The sequence below is a fragment of the Marinobacter sp. OP 3.4 genome, from assembly GCF_036224885.1.
Taxonomy (GTDB): Bacteria; Pseudomonadota; Gammaproteobacteria; order Pseudomonadales; family Oleiphilaceae; genus Marinobacter.
Genome location: NZ_JAVVLT010000015.1, coordinates 1 through 15,615, shown reverse-complemented (window position 1 = coordinate 15,615; position 15,615 = coordinate 1). Strand labels below are relative to the sequence as shown.

Genomic DNA, 15,615 nt, shown 5'->3' with positions numbered 1-15,615 from the left:
GCTCCTGGTTACTGTTCGGCTTCAGCAGGCGTGATCTCCGCGATCACCTTGCCGGCGGTGACCTGCTCCCCCTCGCTCACGGTCAGGGAGGTCAGGGTGCCGGTCACGGCCGCCGTATGGACGTGCTCCATCTTCATGGCTTCCAGCACAATCACGGCCTGTCCGGCCTCGACCTCGTCACCCTCGCTCGCATGCAGGGCGACCACGCGGCCGTTCATGGACGCTCGGATCACTCCATCCCCAGCCTCGTCACCAGCCACCGCCGCTTCGTGGGTGTGATCATCGATGCGGTAGGACTGCCCCCGGTAACGCAGGTACAGCCGATTGCCACTGCGGATCATTACCGCGCCCTCGGACAGCCCCTGGCAGGTGAAGCGCACGTTGTTGCCATCGACCGCATCCAGGGTCAGGTCCGTGCCCTCGCCTTCCAGGTCTACATGGAAGCCACCATTGCCCTGCTTGCTCACCCGGGCATCGGCCGCCTCTCCATCCACACTGAAACGGAAGATGATCGGCAGGCGGTGGGTAATGCGGCTGATTGACCCACCATAGCTGCCCTGGGCATCGGTGGCGTAGAGCAATACCGCCGACAGGATCCGGGCGCGGGTATCAGCCCCGTCATCCCGGGCCAGCAGCTCGTCCTGGTGGTTCTCCACAAAGGCGGTGGTGGCTTCCCCCTGCACAAAGGTGGGGTGTTCCAGGCACGCCCGCAGGAACGCCTGGTTGGTTTCCACGCCGAGGGCCGTGGCATCCTCCAGGGCGCTCACCAGCCGGCGACGGGCTTCCTCCCGGTCAGCGCCGGTGCTGATCAGCTTGGCGATCATGGAATCATAGAATGGCGGAATGTCGGAGCCGGATTCCACCGCATCCTCCACCCGCAGCGTGGTGGGCATCTGCCACAGGGCCATGGTGCCGCTCTGGGGCATGAACCCCTCGCTCGGGCTTTCCGCGCAAAGACGCACCTCGATGGAGTGGCCTCGCAGCACAATGTCATCCTGGGTCAGCGGCAGGGGCTGGCCGGCGGCCACCCGCAGTTGCAGTTCCACCAGGTCCAGCCCGGTGATGGATTCGGTGACCGGGTGCTCCACCTGCAGGCGGGTGTTCATTTCCATGAAGTAGAACTCGCCGTCCTGGTCCAGCAGGAACTCCAGGGTGCCGGCGCCTTCGTAGTGGATGGCCTGGACCGCTTTCACCGCCGTCTCGCCCATACGGGCCCGCAGCTCCGGCAATACCGCCGGGGATGGGGCTTCCTCCACCACCTTCTGGTGGCGACGCTGGATCGAACAGTCACGCTCGCCGATGTAGACGGCGTTGCCGTAGCGGTCCGCCATCACCTGGATCTCGATATGGCGGGGGTTGATGATGGCCCGCTCCAGGATCACCTCCGGGTCACCGAAAGCGCTTTCGGCCTCCGAGCGGGCGCTGCGCAGGGCGGCGGGGAAATCCTCCGCTTCTTCCACCAGCCGCATGCCCCGGCCGCCACCACCGGCGGTGGCCTTGATCATGATCGGAAAGCCCACCTCATCCGCCTCACGGATCAGCCGGTCCTCATCCTGGTCCTCGCCCTGGTAGCCGGGTACGCAGGGTACCCCGGCGTCCATCATCAGTTGCTTGGCGCCGGCCTTGTGGCCCATGGCCTCGATGGATTCGGCGGACGGGCCGACGAACACGATGCCCGCCTCCTTGCAGGCCCGGGGCAATTCCGGATTCTCCGCCAGGAAGCCATAGCCCGGGTGGATGGCATCGGCGCCGCTGAGCCGGGCCGCCTCGATAATCCGGTCGATGCGCAGGTAGGAGTCGGCGGGCAGGTCGCCCCCAATGGCCACCGCCTGGTCCGCCGCCCGCACATGGCGCGCGTTACGGTCGGCGGAGGAATACACCGCCACGGTGCGGTAACCCAGTTCACGGGCGGAGCGGATCACCCGCAGGGCGATCTCGCCCCGGTTGGCCACCAGCACCTTGGTGAAGGGAGTCGGTTGGTTCGCGGTTGTGTTACTCATAGTGTGCAGACACCGTTCTCAATTCCTGGGATGGCCGGTGGTCGCCGGCCCCGTTTCGCTAGCCTGTTGGCTTCAGGGCCGGGCCACCCCGAACTGCATGGCGTGGGGTTCGCGGCGTTCCGCATCCCGGCACACCGACAGCACATAGGCCAGTACCGAGCGGGTTTCCCGGGGGTCAATGACGCCGTCGTCCAGCAGCCGGGCGCTGGTGGTGAACACGTCCATCTGGCTCTCGAAGGTATCGATGATCTTCTTCTCCATGGCCGCCAGCCGGTCGTGGTCCACCTCGCCAGTCTTGCGCATCATCGCCGCCTCGGTGACGTTGGTCATGGTCTTCGCCGCCTGCTCGGCCCCCATCACGGCGGTCTTGGCATTGGGCCAGGAGAAACAGAACCGGGGCGCAAATCCCCGGCCACACATGCCGTAGTTCCCCGCCCCGAAGGACGCCCCACAGTAGATGGTCACCTGGGGCACGGTGGCGTTAGTCACCGCCTGGATCATCTTGGAGCCGTGCTTGATGATGCCGGCCTGCTCGTACTCCTTGCCCACCATGAAACCGGTGGTGTTGTTCAGGTACAGGATCGGCGTCTGGGACTGGCAGCAGGCCTGGATGAAGTGGGTCGCCTTGGTGGCTCCGGCGGGGTCGATGGGGCCGTTGTTGGTGATGATGCCCACGGGCAGGCCCTCAATCTTCGAGTGACCACAGACAGTGGACGATCCATAGTTGGCGCCGAATTCCAGGAAGTAGGAGTCGTCCACAATGCGGGCAATCACCTCCTTCATGTCCACCGGACGCTTGTAGTCCATGGGCATGATACCCAGCAGTTCCTCCTGGTCGTATCGCGGCGACTGGAAGCTGCGGGATTTCGCCGGGGGCAGACCACCATCCCAGTCGAGCTGGGCCACCACTTCCCGCACCATGCGCAGGGCGTCGCGGTCGTCTTCCGCCAGGTAGTCCCCCAGCCCGGAGATACTGGTGTGCATTTCGGCACCGCCCAGTTCTTCCTCGGTGGCGATCTCCCCGGTGGCGGCCTTGAGCAGCGGCGGCCCCGCCAGGAACGCCCGGGACCGGTCCCGCACCATGATGATGTAGTCGGACAGACCGGTCTGGTAGGCGCCACCGGCGGTGGAGGAGCCGTGGGTGACGGTCACCACCGGCAGGCCCGCGGCGGACAGCCGGGTCAGGTTGGCGAACAGTGTGCCGCCATGAATGAACTGGTCTACCTTGTAGTTGAGCAGGTTGGCGCCGGCGCTTTCCACCAGCTGCACATAGGGCAGCTTGTTCTGCAGGGCCAGTTCCTGCACCCGCAGCTGTTTTTCCAGACCCATGGCCTGCAGGGCGCCGGCGTCGATGCCCGAGTCATTGGCGGAGATCATCACCCGCACGCCGGACACATAACCGATGCCGGCCACCACGCCGCCGCCAGGCACGCTCTTGTCCGGGTCCGGATTGTCCAGGCCATAACCGGCCAGGGTGGACAGTTCCAGGAACGGCGCGCCCGGGTCCAGCACCAGGGCAATGCGCTCCCGGGGCAGCAACTGGCCCCGCTTTTCGAAGCGCTCCTTGGAGGCTTCGGACTTGGCACGGGTACGGTTCTCCAGTTCGCGGATACGATCCAGCAGGGTGCTCATGCCCTGCTGATTCTCACGAAAGGCATCGCTGCCGGCGGATATCTTGGACTCGATGACGGCCATAGGATCGGGGTTCCAGTGTCGTGGATTTCTTCTTTCAACATAAATTTGATCAAGCGATTGGTCAATACTAGAATCAGAAAAAAACCAACGATGGAAACGCCCTATGATCAAGCTGTACCACTGCGCGAGTGCCCGCTCCTTCCGCGCCCTCTGGGCCCTGGAGGAACTGGGGCTGGACTACGAGCTGCACATGCTGCCGTTCCCGCCCCGGGTGTTCAAAAAGGACTACCTGGACATCAACCCCCTGGGCACCATTCCCGCCATGTTCGATGGCGAGACCTTCATGACGGAATCATCCGCCATCGCCCAGTACCTGACGGACCGCTACGGTAACGGGCGCCTGGGGGTGCCGGTGGACGATCCCCGCTACGGCCGCTACCTGAACTGGCTGCACTTCGGCGAGGCCACCCTCACCTTTCCCCAGACGCTGGTGCTGCGCTATACCCGGCTGGAGCCGGAAGAGCGGCGGGTACCGCAGGTAGCAGAGGACTACAGGAAGTGGTTCCTGGGTCGCCTGCGGGCGGTTGAGGCCTCATTGGAAAAGACCTCACCGTGGATTCTGGGCGATACCTTCACCGCCGCCGATATCTCCGTGGCCTATGCCCTGATGCTGGCGGAAAACCTGAACATGGACGGGGAATTCAGCCCCAACACCCGGGCCTACTGGCAGCGCATCCAGCAGCGGGATGCCTTCAAGCGGGCGCTGGAGAGTCAGGAGGAAGCGGCAACCGTGCAGGGCATTTCCTGACAGACAAAAAAAGGGGAGGCATTGCCTCCCCTCCTGTTCTGGCGCCATGCCCGGTCAGGCGGGGGTAGCGGTCGGCACCAGCTCCGCCAGGAATTCCAGGATGGCATCGTTGAAGGCGTCGTTCTGGTCGCCGGACACCATATGCCCCGCACCGCCAACATCCATGGCCCGGCCATTGGGCATCAGCTCCAGGAAATCCTTCACGCCTTCCTCGCTGACCACATCGCTCATCTTGCCCCGCACCAGCAGCGTGGGCGCATAAACCTGGCTGGCCGCCGTGCGCAGACGCTCCACATTCTTTGTCGACCCCGGCGTCCGGTCACCCGCCATGAAGGCCGGGTCCCAGTGCCAGTACAGGCGGTTGTCCTCGCCCACCCGCAGGTTCTTGCGCAGCCCTTCGCCGGAGCCGGAGCTGGGCTGGCGGTGAGGGTTGTAGGCGCTCACGGCGGCGACCACCTCTTCTATCGAGTCGAAACCATCCAGATGTGCCAGCATGAAATCCCGTATCCGCTGGATGCCGGCCTTCTCCGCCTGGGGCACAATATCCACCAGCACCAGCCCCCTGACATCCAGCTCCGGGCTCTCTCCGGCAGCCAACAGGGAGCTGATGCCACCCAGGGAGGCGCCCACCAGCACCGGCGGCTGTGACAGGTCCGCCAGGATGCCATGGACATCGTCCACAAACCGGTCGATGGTGTAGTCCCCCTCCGGGCACCACTCACTTTCGCCGTGGCCGCGCATGTCCACGTTGATCGCCCGGTAGCCATTGCCCGCCAGGGTGCGGGTCAGCTCGCCCCAGGAATGGCGGGTCTGGCCGCCACCATGCAGCAGGACAACGGGCTGGTCATCCGGGTCGCCCGCCACATCGGCGGCCAGCTTCAGGCCCGAGGCGCCGGTCAGGTAAAGTCGTTCCATTGTGGTTCTCCGGTATGGCTCTCCATGCGGCTATCCACCGGCATGGGATTCATCAACATATTCACGCTTATCGAGCGCTTGCTATCAATGTGCTGATGATGCCCCAAGTGCACCCGAAAATTCCAGTTAGTTTTGCAACTATCTGTTTCTGATCCGTACCCGGCGGTGTCAGACCAGCCCCCAGTCGCGGGCCTGTTGAGCCGGTACCGGAATCTCCAGCTCCAGCAACACCTGGGAATAGGTCTTGCCCTGCGGGTCCATGTGCAGCGAACTGACACCACCGCCATCCAGGGACTCCGCCAGCAGGAAATTGATGCCATGGATACCGGGCAGCGGGTAGGCGGTGACCGGTCCCCGGGTGAGTCCGCTGAAGCAGGCCCTGACCCGATCCGGCGTCAGGGCGGCGCGGATCACATCGAAGTAGCGGGCGTCACGGGCGATCACGCCGATATTGGCGTAGTTGCCCTTGTCGCCGCTGCGGGCCACCGCCAGGTCCATCAGCGGGACCAATACGGTTCGGCCTTCCGGCAGCGCAGCGACTTCAAGCGGTTCCGCCGGTTGCGCCCGCCCCTGCCCTTTCAGGCAGGCCTGGGGCAGGTGAACCGGTTCGCCACCCACTTTCACCGTTGCCGGCACCTGATCCTTGTCGATCAGGCCGGAGAACAGGCTGACCACGGGACTGGGGCGTGGGCGGCCCGGCGTCACCCCGGTCACCGCCGGCGACATGGACAGGGCCGCGCCGACGAATTCCTTGGAGAAAAGTTCGACACCTTCCTTGCGGGGGTGATGCACACCCAGGCGCAACACCACCTCCCGGGCCTGACCGGCTTCGGGCCGGGCGTGGTCGCCGAACATGGATTCCGCACCGATCACCTGCAGGTCGGACTTGCTGAACAGTGGCAATCCTTCCTCCTCCAGCATGGCAGCGGCACGGTTGCGTATGGCTTCGCCCATGCGTTTTGCCTTGGCGGCGGCCTCCCGCCCGACAATCACGAAACTGCCGATGCAGGTAAAACCATCCATGTAGGTGGCGCTGACCTTGTACTGGCCGGTGGGTTCCCTGCCCCGGGCACCGCGGATCAGCACCCGGTTATCGCCGATCTGCTCCATGGTGACCCGGGTGAAGTCACAGATCACATCCGGCAGCACGTAGCTGTGGGCGTCGCCAATCTCATACAGCATCTGTTCGCCAGCGGTGAGCACCGACACCAGTCCGCCGGTTTCGGGAGGCTTGGTGAGCACGAAGCTGCCGTCCGCCGACACTTCAGCAATGGGGAAGCCGGTGTTCTCCCACCCTGCCTCGGTGTCGTGCCAGTCGGTGAAGTTGCCGCCACTGGTCTGGGCACCGCATTCGATCAGGTGGCCCACCAGGCCGCCAGCCGCCAGCCGGTCGTAATCTTCCGGCTTCCAGCCGAACTCGTGGATCAGCGGCCCCACCGCCAGGGCACTGTCGACACAGCGACCGGTGACCACGATATCGGCCCCGGCATCCAGCGCCGCCGCGATGGGAAAGGCGCCCAGGTAGGCATTGACGCTCATGGCCCGGTCCGGCATGGCTGTACCGGTTTCCATCTCCCGCAGGTCTTTCTCACGGAGTTCATCGGCCCGGTCGAGCAGGTTGTCCCCCTCCACCGTGCCGATCTTCAGGGTGACGCCGGCCTCTTCCGCCACCGCTTCCAGCGCCTTGCGACAGGCCTCCAGGTTGACCCCGCCGGCATTGGCGATCACCTTGATGCGCTTGTCGGCGATGTCCTTCACCCAGGGCTTCATCACCCGGTCAATGAAATCGGTGGCATAGCCCCCCTCCGGGTTTTTGGAGCGGGCCCTGGCGAGGATCGACATGGTGATCTCGGCAAGATAGTCGAGCATCAGGTAGTCGATATCACCGTGCTGGATCAGCTGTTTTGGTCCCAGGGCGGTATCGCCCCAGTAGCCCGAGGCACCGCCTATTTTTACAACCTTGTCCGTCATGAAAAACTCCGCTGGATGGTTCCGCTTACAGGCCTAGCTGCCGTGTGGCCAGATCGCGCATGATTTCCTCGGCACCGCCGCCAATGGCATTGACCCGAACTTCCCGGTAGATGCGTTCCGATTTGGGACCGCGCAGGTAGCCGGCACCGCCCAGGGTCTGCACCGCTTCCCGGGCACAGTACTCCATGGTCAGAGTGCTCTGGTTCTTGAGCAGGCAGACATCCGCCACCGGGTTGTCCCCCTGCTCGATGCGCCAGGCCAGCTTTTCCAGATAGGCCTGGCTGGCCTCGATCTTCATGTGCATATCCGCCAGCTTGTGGCGCACCACCTGGTGTTCGATCAATGCCTGACCGAACGTCTGGCGCTGGCGGGCGTACTCCACCACCTCGTCATAGCAGGCCCGGGCAAAGCCGATGCAGCCGGCGGCCATGAAGATGCGCTCGAAGTTGAAGTTGTTCATGATCATCTTCGAGCCCTGGTTTTCCTCCCCCAGCAGGTTGCCCACGGGTACCCGGCAGTCGTCGAAGTAGAGGGTGGCGGTATCGGAGCACCACCAGCCCATCTTCCGGTCCAGGGGGGTGCGGGTGAACCCCGGGGTGTCCCGGTCAATCACCAGCAGGGAGATGCCCTTGTGTCCCGCTTCGCCGGTACGCACCGCCACGGTGTAGGTGTCCGCCCGCATGCCGGAAGTGATAAAGGTCTTGGAGCCGTTGACCACGTAGTGGTCGCCGTCCCGTCTGGCCGTGGTTTTCAGGGCAGCCACGTCGGAACCGCCGCCGGGCTCGGTGATCGCCAGGGCGCTGATGGCCTCGCCGGCGTAGATGGGTGGCAGCACCCGCTGTTTGAGCTCCCCGGACCCGTACTTGACGATGGGCGGCGAGCCAATGCCATGGCTCATCAGGCTGGCGGACAGGCCACCGCAACCGGCGGCCGCCAGCTCCTGGGCGGCAATGATCATGTAGAACAGGTCTGCCTCGACACCGCCGTACTCCTCCGGGTAGCCCAGGGGAATCAGGCCGATGTCCGCGGCCTTTTTGTAGAGCTCCCTCGGGAAGGTACCCGCCTCGTCCCACTCGGTCACCCAGGGCTCGATCTCGTTACGGACAAAGGCACGGACCGAGTCCCGGAAGGCCTCGTGCTCGGCGGTGTAGAACGGACTGCTGGTGGTCATGAATCTTCCTCGATTGTCTCGTTTCGGGTGGTCACTGGTACTGCTTGCGCAGTTCCCGCTTGAGCACCTTGCCGGTGGCGGTACGGGGCAGTTCTTCCAGTACCGCCAGGTGTTTCGGGATCTTGAAGCGGGCCAGGTGTTCACCACAGTACGCCTGGATTTCCTCCAGAGTGGGCTCATCGCCCTCCTCCGGCACAATCAGCGCCATGGGAACCTCGCCCCACTTCTCATCCGGCACGCCGATCACCGCCACATCCCGCACCTTCGGATGGCGATAGAGCACCTGCTCCACCTGGGTGGGGTAGACGTTCTCGCCGCCGGAGATGAGCATGTCCTTCTTGCGGTCGACGATGTAATAGAACCCTTCGTCGTCCTGGCGGGCCAGGTCACCGCTGTGGAACCAGCCGTTGCGCCAGTCCTCGGCGGTGGCGTCGGGCCGGTTCCAGTATTCCCGGAACATGCTGGGACCGCGAAGCACGAGTTCGCCGGTTTCGCCGGGGGCCACGTCGTTGTCGTTCTCGTCCACGATGCGCATCTGCACGTGGATCAGTGGCTTGCCCACCGAGCCGTTCTTGCGCACCGCATTCTCGTTATTGAGCACACAGGCGGAGGCGCAGGTTTCGGTCATGCCAAAGCCTTCCAGGAACTGGAAGCCCCGCTTCTGGAAGAACTCGATCACCGGGATGGGACAGGGGGCGCCGCCGGACAGCAGCACCTTCAGGTGCGACAGGTCGTAGTCGTCGAACCCCTTGTGCTGGCTGAGCATCAGCCACATGGCGGGCAGCACGAACAGGGTGGTGATGCGCTCGCGCTCCAGTGCCGTGAGCAGGGTGTCCGGCTCAAACTGGGGCTGCAAAACGATGCGTGCGCCGCAATACAGCATCGGCAGGGTGTAGATGGCCAGCCCGCCGATATGGAACAGCGGCGCCACCGTCAGGGTGCTGTCATCCGTATTGAAGGCCAGCGGGCTCATCTGGGTATTGATGGCGATCCACGTAGGGTTGGCGTGGGTCAGCAATGCCCCCTTGGGTTTGCCGGTGGTGCCGGAGGTGTACATCATCATCAGAGGGTCGTCCTGGCCCACCAGCGTGTCCGGGTCGGTGACGTCCACGGCCGCCAGGCTCTGGCGATAGTCCGGATCACCATCGGCTCCCCGCACCCCCTCACCGCACTCGCCATTAACGGCAATGGCATGCTGCAGGGTAGTGGTATCGCGGATCGGCTCCAGAAGCGGCAGCAGGCGGGCATGGTAGACAATCACCGACGCCTCGGCATCGTTGATGATGAACTCCAGCTCCTTGGGGCTGAGCCGGAAGTTCAGGGGTACCGCAATGGCCCCCAGCTTGGCACAGGCAAAGAAGACTTCCAGAAAGGCGGTGCTGTTGATCATCAGCATCGCCACCCGGCTGCCCCTGGTAACGCCCTTCCCTGCCAGCAAGTTGGCGGCACGGTTCACCCGCCCATCGAGATCGGCATAGGTGACCCGGTCGTCGCCATAGATCAGGGCTTCGGTGTCGGGGCGGTACCAGGCGTGGTAGCGCAGCCAGTCGCCAATGCCGCCCAGGTAGTGGGAAGTGAGGCTGGGGTCGTTCTGTTGGTCTTGTTGTGAACTCATGGTGCACCTCTGATCGTCGTGTGAGCAGCCGGGTTGTGCCGTCAGACCATAGCAGTCGTCTGCCGTGGCCTCTTGTGTGAACTGGCCGCCAGTGTCCGGCAGACGCTGGCGGCAGACGCCGGTTCCTGGATATGAATCTGAAGCCGGCGGGAACCACTGACGATGTCCCGGGGTGGCAACCCATAGATCCTGCGGATGGAATGGCTGAAATGGGTCGAATCCGGATAGCCGGTTTCCAGGGCGATGTCGGTCAATGTGGCGGAAGACCGGACGTGGTAGAGCAGACTGCGGGCCCGGCGCCAGGCCCGGTACTTTCGCAGGCAGATACCGGTCTCCTCCTTGAACAGGTGCAGGAAGCGGGACCGGGACAGCCCTTCCTCCCTGGCCAGGGCCGCGGCACTGCGGTTATCGTCGCTATGGTGGCACAGATGGTCCACCACCCGGCCGACCCGCGGGTCCAGATCACCGGGAGGCAGGCGCTGACCGAACAGCAGACGATCAAATGCCCCATCTTCCAGCCGGGTATCGGGTGAAAGCTGTCGAAACCGCCTGCTCCCTTGCAGGATGCCTTTACGCAAGGCGGTCGCGTCTTCCTGCAGTCGCTGACGGATATGGGAGCCGACGGCATCAATGTCCGTGTATTCCGGCTCTACCAAAATGACGGCCAGTTGTCGGTCGCGAATGCGTATCCGATGGGACGTATAGGGAGGCACCCAGCAGACCTGGTGTTGCCGCCACCCATTCCCAAGGTCCACCTCCATCGGGGTCCGCTCGGCCACGTAAAGGATCGCGCAACCGAAGTTGCGCAGCCCGGGGCTGCCCAACAGGCCAAAATAGAACACCCGGTGATCGCTGATCCGCATCACTCGGGGCGAGTCACCCAGTCGGGATTCTGTGGTCCGGGCGGGGGTGAAACTCATTGCATTACCCTGTCGTGTGTTGTTTCCCAAAGACTAGACCTAACACTTGGTCAAATTCAAGATTGGGCGCTAGAATAATTTGACCGAATGATTGGTCCCGTGCCTGAATAGATGCCTGACCAAACCCGGAATCCTGCCCCGACGCCCCTCAGAACGGCGTATGGAGGGCAACGAACAAACAACAATCAGCCGGGGAAACGGGCCCGGTTCCCCAACGGAGGGCAGCATGCGTTACACCACCGAACACAAGAGCCTTTACGATTCCGTCAGCAAGTTCGTGGCGGACGAGATCAACCCTTATGTGGACCAGTGGGAGGAGGAAGGCATCTTCCCCGCCCGGGACCTGTTCCGGAAGATGGGGGCCAAGGGCTTCCTGGGCATTACCAAGCCCGAGGCGTTTGGGGGCATGGGTCTCGACTGGAGTTACGACCTGGCCTTCTGCGAGGCCATGGGTGAGGTAAACTGCGGCTCCATTCCCATGGCGGTGGGTGTACAGACCAACATGGCCACTCCGGCCCTGGCCAAGGTCGGCTCCGACGAGCTACGGCGGGAGTTCCTGGCACCAGCCATTGCCGGCGACTATGTGGCCTGTATTGGTGTATCCGAACCCGGCGCCGGATCCGATGTGGCGTCCATCAGAACCACCGCCCGCAAGGATGGCGACGATTACGTCATCAATGGCTGCAAGATGTGGATCACCAATGGCACCCAGGCCGACTTCATGTGCCTGCTGGCCAACACCGGTGATGGCCCGGTACACAAGAACAAGTCACTGATCGTGCTGCCCATGGACACGCCGGGCATCACCATCGCCCGCAAGCTGGACAAGCTGGGCATGCGCAGCTCCGACACGGCGCAGATCTTTTTCGAGGATGTGCGGGTGCCCCAGCGGTATCGCATTGGCGAGGAAGGCCTCGGGTTTATCTACCAGATGCAGCAGTTCCAGGAAGAACGACTGTGGGGTTCCGCCAGCACCCTGCGGACGCTGGAGCGCTGTATCGAGGATGTCGCCGAGTACACCCGCCAACGCATCGCCTTCGGTAAACCGCTGCTGCACAACCAGACCATCCACTTCCGCCTGGCGGAGCTGCAGACCGAGGTGGAACTGCTGCGCTCACTGGTGTATCGCACCACCGAAGGCTACATCAACGGCGAGGACATGACCCGCCTGGCCTCCATGGCCAAGCTGAAGGCCGGCCGTCTGTGCCGGGAGGTCACGGATGCCTGTCTGCAGTACTATGGTGGCATGGGCTTCATGAACGAAACCCTGATTACCCGGCTTTACCGGGACCTGCGACTGGTGTCCATTGGTGGCGGTGCCGACGAGGTGATGCTGGGCATCCTGAGCAAGTTCATGGGCACCCATCCGGGCGACCAGTAGACCGGGCGTCCCGGTAGCGTCGGGATCAGTCCCGGCGCCCGGTGGCGAGGATCATGACCCGATCCGTCAGGTCGTCCAGGGACAGGCCACCGCCGGCCCGGAACCAGGTGGGTGTCCAGTGCATGGCACCCGCCAGCAGCTTGCGCAGGATATCCGGCTCCATGGTCAGCATGCCCTCGGCCTGGGCCTGTTGAAGCACGCCCAGCCAGATGCCCTCGTATTCCTCCCGCAGTTTGAGGATATCCGCCTTGGCCTCGTCGGACAGATTACGCCATTCCCCCACCATCACGCTCCAGGCCTCGCCGGTTTCGCCGTTGGTGGCATAGAGTTCCACCGCAATCAGGGTGCGCAGCTTGGCCTCCAGGCCCTGGCTTTGCTCCAGGGCCCGTTTCATGCGGGTCAGGTTGAGGATGATGCTCTCCTCCATCACCGTGCGCAGGATCTCATCCTTGCTCCGGTAATGATGGAAGATGCTGCCGGGCAGGATGCCGGTCTCCCGACCAATGTCGCGCACCGTGGTCTGCAGGTAACCCTTGTGCCGGAACAGGCTGGCCGCGGTATTGAGCACCACACCCCGGGGGCTTTTGGGGTCGGTGATGCTGCCGTTTTCTATCAGCTCGTTACGGATTTCTTCACTGAATACCAAGGGTCCGGCTCTCTCTGAGACTGTGGGAATGGGGTCGCATTCTATAGCATGTCCCGCGTTCCGGGCCACCGGACTGCCACCAACGGACAGCATCGGGGGACCTTGCTCACATTGTAGACCAAACGCTTGCTCAAATCCTGACAGTGCACTAGATTGGTCAAAACAAGAACAATGACAGGAAACAGCGGAGCACTCCATGCCACAACAACATCCCGCCCCGACCCCCGAAATGAACATGATTGACCGGGTCTGCGCTGGCGACATCCTCACCCGGGCCGCCGATCTCTACCCTGGTAACATTGCGATGGTGGACGACGGTCGCACCCTGACCTACCGGGAATTCGAGGACCAGTCCAACCGCGTGGCCCACAGCCTCCTTGGCCTGGGCCTCAAACCCGGCGAGCCCGTCGGCGTGCTGGCCCGTAACTGCCTGGAACTGATGGTGACCTACATCGCCTGCGCCAAGGCCAACCTGGTGTTCGCGCCGGTCAACCTGGGCCTGAAACCCCATGAGATCGCCTACTGCCTGAAGGACTGCAACACCCGAGTCCTGATCGTGGAGGAGGCCCTGATGGAAGCCGGCCAGTCATTGCCCGAGCAATTGCCGGCGCTCGAATGTCTGTACTGGACAGGAACCAGCCCCCATGAAGCCGGTGGTCGGACCTGGCAGCCATTCCAGGCCCTGATCGACAGTGGCAGCGACCGGCCGGTGGAAGTGGTGGTGGGCGACCGCGACCCGGTCCAGTTGCTCTACACCAGCGGCACCACCGCCAATCCCAAGGGTGTGGTGACCAGCCACCTGGCGGTAACCATGGCGGCCATGGCCAACATCATCGCCAACCGACTGCCACCAGAAGCCGCCATGCTGTGCCAGTTGCCGCTGTTTCACTGCACGGCGGTCAACTGCCTGGCACTGCCCACCTTCATGATGGGTGGCAAGCTGGTCATGGCCAAGGGCTTCGACGCCCGGGAATGCGCACGGCTGATCGAGGAGCACCGGATCTACATGCTGGTGTTCCTGCCCATGATGTTCAACGAGGTGCTGTCGGACCCGGAAGCCAGCCAGCGGGATTTCTCCTCGGTTCGCCGCGCCCTCTACGCCATGGCGCCGATTGCCGAGAGCAAGCTGCAGGGCATCCACGACGCCTTCCCCAACGCCGACGTGATCCTGGGCTCCGGCCAGACCGAGTTCACCCCGGCCACCTGCCTGATCCGCCCCGAGCACCAGTGGAGCAAGGCAGGCTCCTGGGGCACGGCAACGCCCCTGACCCGGGTGGCGATCATGGATGACCACGGTCGCCTGCTGCCGCCGGGGGAAACCGGCGAGATCGTCTACCGGGGCCCGCAGATGATGACGGAATACCTGAACCAGCCGGAAAAAACCGAAGAATCCTTCAAATACGGCTGGTTCCACAGCGGCGACATCGCCTCCATCGACGAGGACGGCGCCATCTGGTTCACCGACCGCAAGAAGGACCTGATCAAGACCGGCGGTGAGAACGTGGCTTCACTGGATGTGGAGCGCTGCCTGATGGGACACCCGAAAGTGGCGGAGGCGGCGGTGATCGGCGTCCCCCACGAACGCTGGGGCGAAGCCATCACCGCCAGCGTGATCCTGATGCCGGATGCGGACGCCGACGAACAGGAACTAATCGAGCACTGCCGGGAGCAACTCGCGGGCTTCAAGGTGCCCAAGGCCATCGTGATCGTGGAGGAGTTCCCCCGGACGGGTACCGGCAAGATCCAGAAGCATGTGATCCGCAAGGGGATGGAGGGGTACTTTTCCTGAGGAGAAATGCCCCCGTGAGATATCTTGCGGGGGCGCTAGCCAGGAGTCTGCGCGGTAGAAACTCGCAGCGGTGCGGCTTCCTACCGCGCAGATTCCTAGCGCGCCATACCGTAGAATTCGGCGTTCGGACGCATGGCGGTATGGGCTGCCAGCCGGTTAGACATGGCAAACAGCCCGGTAATCGCCCCGATATCCCAGATCTCATCCTGGCTGAAGCCGGCCTGCTCCAGGGTTCGGATATCCCCTTCCCCTACCAGCCAGGGCGTCTGGGCCAGTTTGACCGCGTAGTCCAGCATCGCCCGCTGTCGCTCACTGATCTCCGCCTCCCGGTAGTTGGCGCCAATCTGGTCAGACAACCACGGCTGTTTCGAGCGAATCCGCAGGAACGCGCCGTGGGACACCATGCAGTAGAGGCACTGGTTGGCGCTGCTGGTCGCCACCACAATCATCTCCCGCTCGGCACGACTGAGCCCCTCATCCGATTCCATCAGGTCATCGTGCATGGCCAGAAAGGCCCGCAACTGGTTCGGTCGGTGGGCATGGCCCAGGAAGACATTGGGGATGAAACCCATTTTCTCCTGCAGGGTTTCGATGCGCTCTCGCAGATCCTCCGGCAGCGTGGAAAGATCAGGGATCGGAAATCGGGAGATGGGCAGTTGTTCGGACATGGAAAGGACTCCGCTATATGGACCAGACGCCAGAATAACAGGGCGGAGTCTGTCAACGTAGTTGTCGCGTTTAAGCATTCAGCTCTTTAACAGTTC

General features: G+C 63.5%; 12 protein-coding genes. 3 read left to right on the top strand and 9 right to left on the bottom strand.

The annotated features are described in order from the left end of the window. Nucleotides 1-8: 8 nt before the first annotated feature. Nucleotides 9-2,000, bottom strand: coding sequence for an acetyl/propionyl/methylcrotonyl-CoA carboxylase subunit alpha (locus tag RO069_RS02380; RefSeq protein WP_328185113.1), 1,992 nt, complete (start codon nt 1,998-2,000; stop codon nt 9-11). A 72-nt stretch (nt 2,001-2,072) separates the two neighbouring features. After that, nucleotides 2,073-3,695, bottom strand: coding sequence for an acyl-CoA carboxylase subunit beta (locus tag RO069_RS02375; protein WP_328185111.1), 1,623 nt, complete (start codon nt 3,693-3,695; stop codon nt 2,073-2,075). Between the two features lie 103 nt (nt 3,696-3,798). Between RO069_RS02375 and RO069_RS02370 the strand changes: the two genes are divergently transcribed. Next, nucleotides 3,799-4,443: a glutathione S-transferase family protein gene (locus RO069_RS02370; protein ID WP_328185109.1), complete on the top strand. Its 645-nt coding sequence runs from the start codon at nt 3,799-3,801 to the stop codon at nt 4,441-4,443. Nucleotides 4,444-4,497: 54 nt separating this feature from the next. Here RO069_RS02370 and RO069_RS02365 read toward each other — a convergent pair whose 3' ends face one another. From RO069_RS02365 to RO069_RS02345, 5 genes are all read right to left on the bottom strand, one after another. Next, a complete protein-coding gene (locus RO069_RS02365; protein ID WP_328185108.1) occupies nt 4,498-5,358 on the bottom strand; it encodes an alpha/beta fold hydrolase in 861 nt (286 codons plus the stop codon). A gap of 168 nt (nt 5,359-5,526) precedes the next feature. Further along, entirely contained in the window at nt 5,527-7,329 is a 1,803-nt protein-coding gene (locus RO069_RS02360; RefSeq protein ID WP_328185106.1) for an acyclic terpene utilization AtuA family protein, read from the bottom strand. Between the two features lie 25 nt (nt 7,330-7,354). Further along, nucleotides 7,355-8,500: an acyl-CoA dehydrogenase family protein gene (locus RO069_RS02355; RefSeq protein ID WP_328185105.1), complete on the bottom strand. Its 1,146-nt coding sequence runs from the start codon at nt 8,498-8,500 to the stop codon at nt 7,355-7,357. 31 nt (nt 8,501-8,531) lie between these two features. Beyond that, nucleotides 8,532-10,115, bottom strand: a complete 1,584-nt coding sequence (menE, locus tag RO069_RS02350) for an o-succinylbenzoate--CoA ligase (RefSeq protein ID WP_328185103.1) — start codon at nt 10,113-10,115, stop codon at nt 8,532-8,534. Nucleotides 10,116-10,156: 41 nt separating this feature from the next. Next, nucleotides 10,157-11,035: a helix-turn-helix transcriptional regulator gene (locus tag RO069_RS02345; protein WP_328185101.1), complete on the bottom strand. Its 879-nt coding sequence runs from the start codon at nt 11,033-11,035 to the stop codon at nt 10,157-10,159. Between the two features lie 226 nt (nt 11,036-11,261). Here RO069_RS02345 and RO069_RS02340 point away from each other — a divergent pair, with 226 nt between their 5' ends. Next, a complete protein-coding gene (locus RO069_RS02340) occupies nt 11,262-12,416 on the top strand; it encodes an acyl-CoA dehydrogenase family protein (protein ID WP_328185099.1) in 1,155 nt (384 codons plus the stop codon). Between the two features lie 25 nt (nt 12,417-12,441). On the opposite strand, the gene RO069_RS02335 is transcribed toward RO069_RS02340, so the two are convergent. Continuing rightward, the gene (locus RO069_RS02335) at nt 12,442-13,062 is read right to left on the bottom strand and encodes a TetR/AcrR family transcriptional regulator (RefSeq protein WP_328185097.1); all 621 of its coding nucleotides are present in this window, start codon (nt 13,060-13,062) and stop codon (nt 12,442-12,444) included. A gap of 196 nt (nt 13,063-13,258) precedes the next feature. Between RO069_RS02335 and RO069_RS02330 the strand changes: the two genes are divergently transcribed. After that, complete coding sequence (locus RO069_RS02330; protein ID WP_328185095.1) at nt 13,259-14,851, top strand: class I adenylate-forming enzyme family protein; 1,593 nt, start codon at nt 13,259-13,261, stop codon at nt 14,849-14,851. A 95-nt stretch (nt 14,852-14,946) separates the two neighbouring features. On the opposite strand, the gene RO069_RS02325 is transcribed toward RO069_RS02330, so the two are convergent. Beyond that, nucleotides 14,947-15,519 (bottom strand): peroxidase-related enzyme, encoded by a 573-nt coding sequence (locus RO069_RS02325; RefSeq protein ID WP_328185093.1) that lies wholly within the window; start codon nt 15,517-15,519, stop codon nt 14,947-14,949. Between the last annotated feature and the right edge of the window lie 96 nt (nt 15,520-15,615).

Excerpts from the sequence above, each read along its gene's own strand:
- RO069_RS02380 (WP_328185113.1), bottom strand. The coding sequence starts at position 2,000 with ATGAGTAACACAACCGCGAACCAACCGACTCCCTTCACCAAGGTGCTG.
- menE (WP_328185103.1), bottom strand. The coding sequence starts at position 10,115 with ATGAGTTCACAACAAGACCAACAGAACGACCCCAGCCTCACTTCCCAC.
- RO069_RS02375 (WP_328185111.1), bottom strand. The coding sequence starts at position 3,695 with ATGGCCGTCATCGAGTCCAAGATATCCGCCGGCAGCGATGCCTTTCGT.
- RO069_RS02360 (WP_328185106.1), bottom strand. The coding sequence starts at position 7,329 with ATGACGGACAAGGTTGTAAAAATAGGCGGTGCCTCGGGCTACTGGGGC.
- RO069_RS02355 (WP_328185105.1), bottom strand. The coding sequence starts at position 8,500 with ATGACCACCAGCAGTCCGTTCTACACCGCCGAGCACGAGGCCTTCCGG.
- RO069_RS02325 (WP_328185093.1), bottom strand. The coding sequence starts at position 15,519 with ATGTCCGAACAACTGCCCATCTCCCGATTTCCGATCCCTGATCTTTCC.
- RO069_RS02345 (WP_328185101.1), bottom strand. The coding sequence starts at position 11,035 with ATGAGTTTCACCCCCGCCCGGACCACAGAATCCCGACTGGGTGACTCG.
- RO069_RS02370 (WP_328185109.1), top strand. The coding sequence starts at position 3,799 with ATGATCAAGCTGTACCACTGCGCGAGTGCCCGCTCCTTCCGCGCCCTC.
- RO069_RS02340 (WP_328185099.1), top strand. The coding sequence starts at position 11,262 with ATGCGTTACACCACCGAACACAAGAGCCTTTACGATTCCGTCAGCAAG.
- RO069_RS02330 (WP_328185095.1), top strand. The coding sequence starts at position 13,259 with ATGCCACAACAACATCCCGCCCCGACCCCCGAAATGAACATGATTGAC.
- RO069_RS02365 (WP_328185108.1), bottom strand. The coding sequence starts at position 5,358 with ATGGAACGACTTTACCTGACCGGCGCCTCGGGCCTGAAGCTGGCCGCC.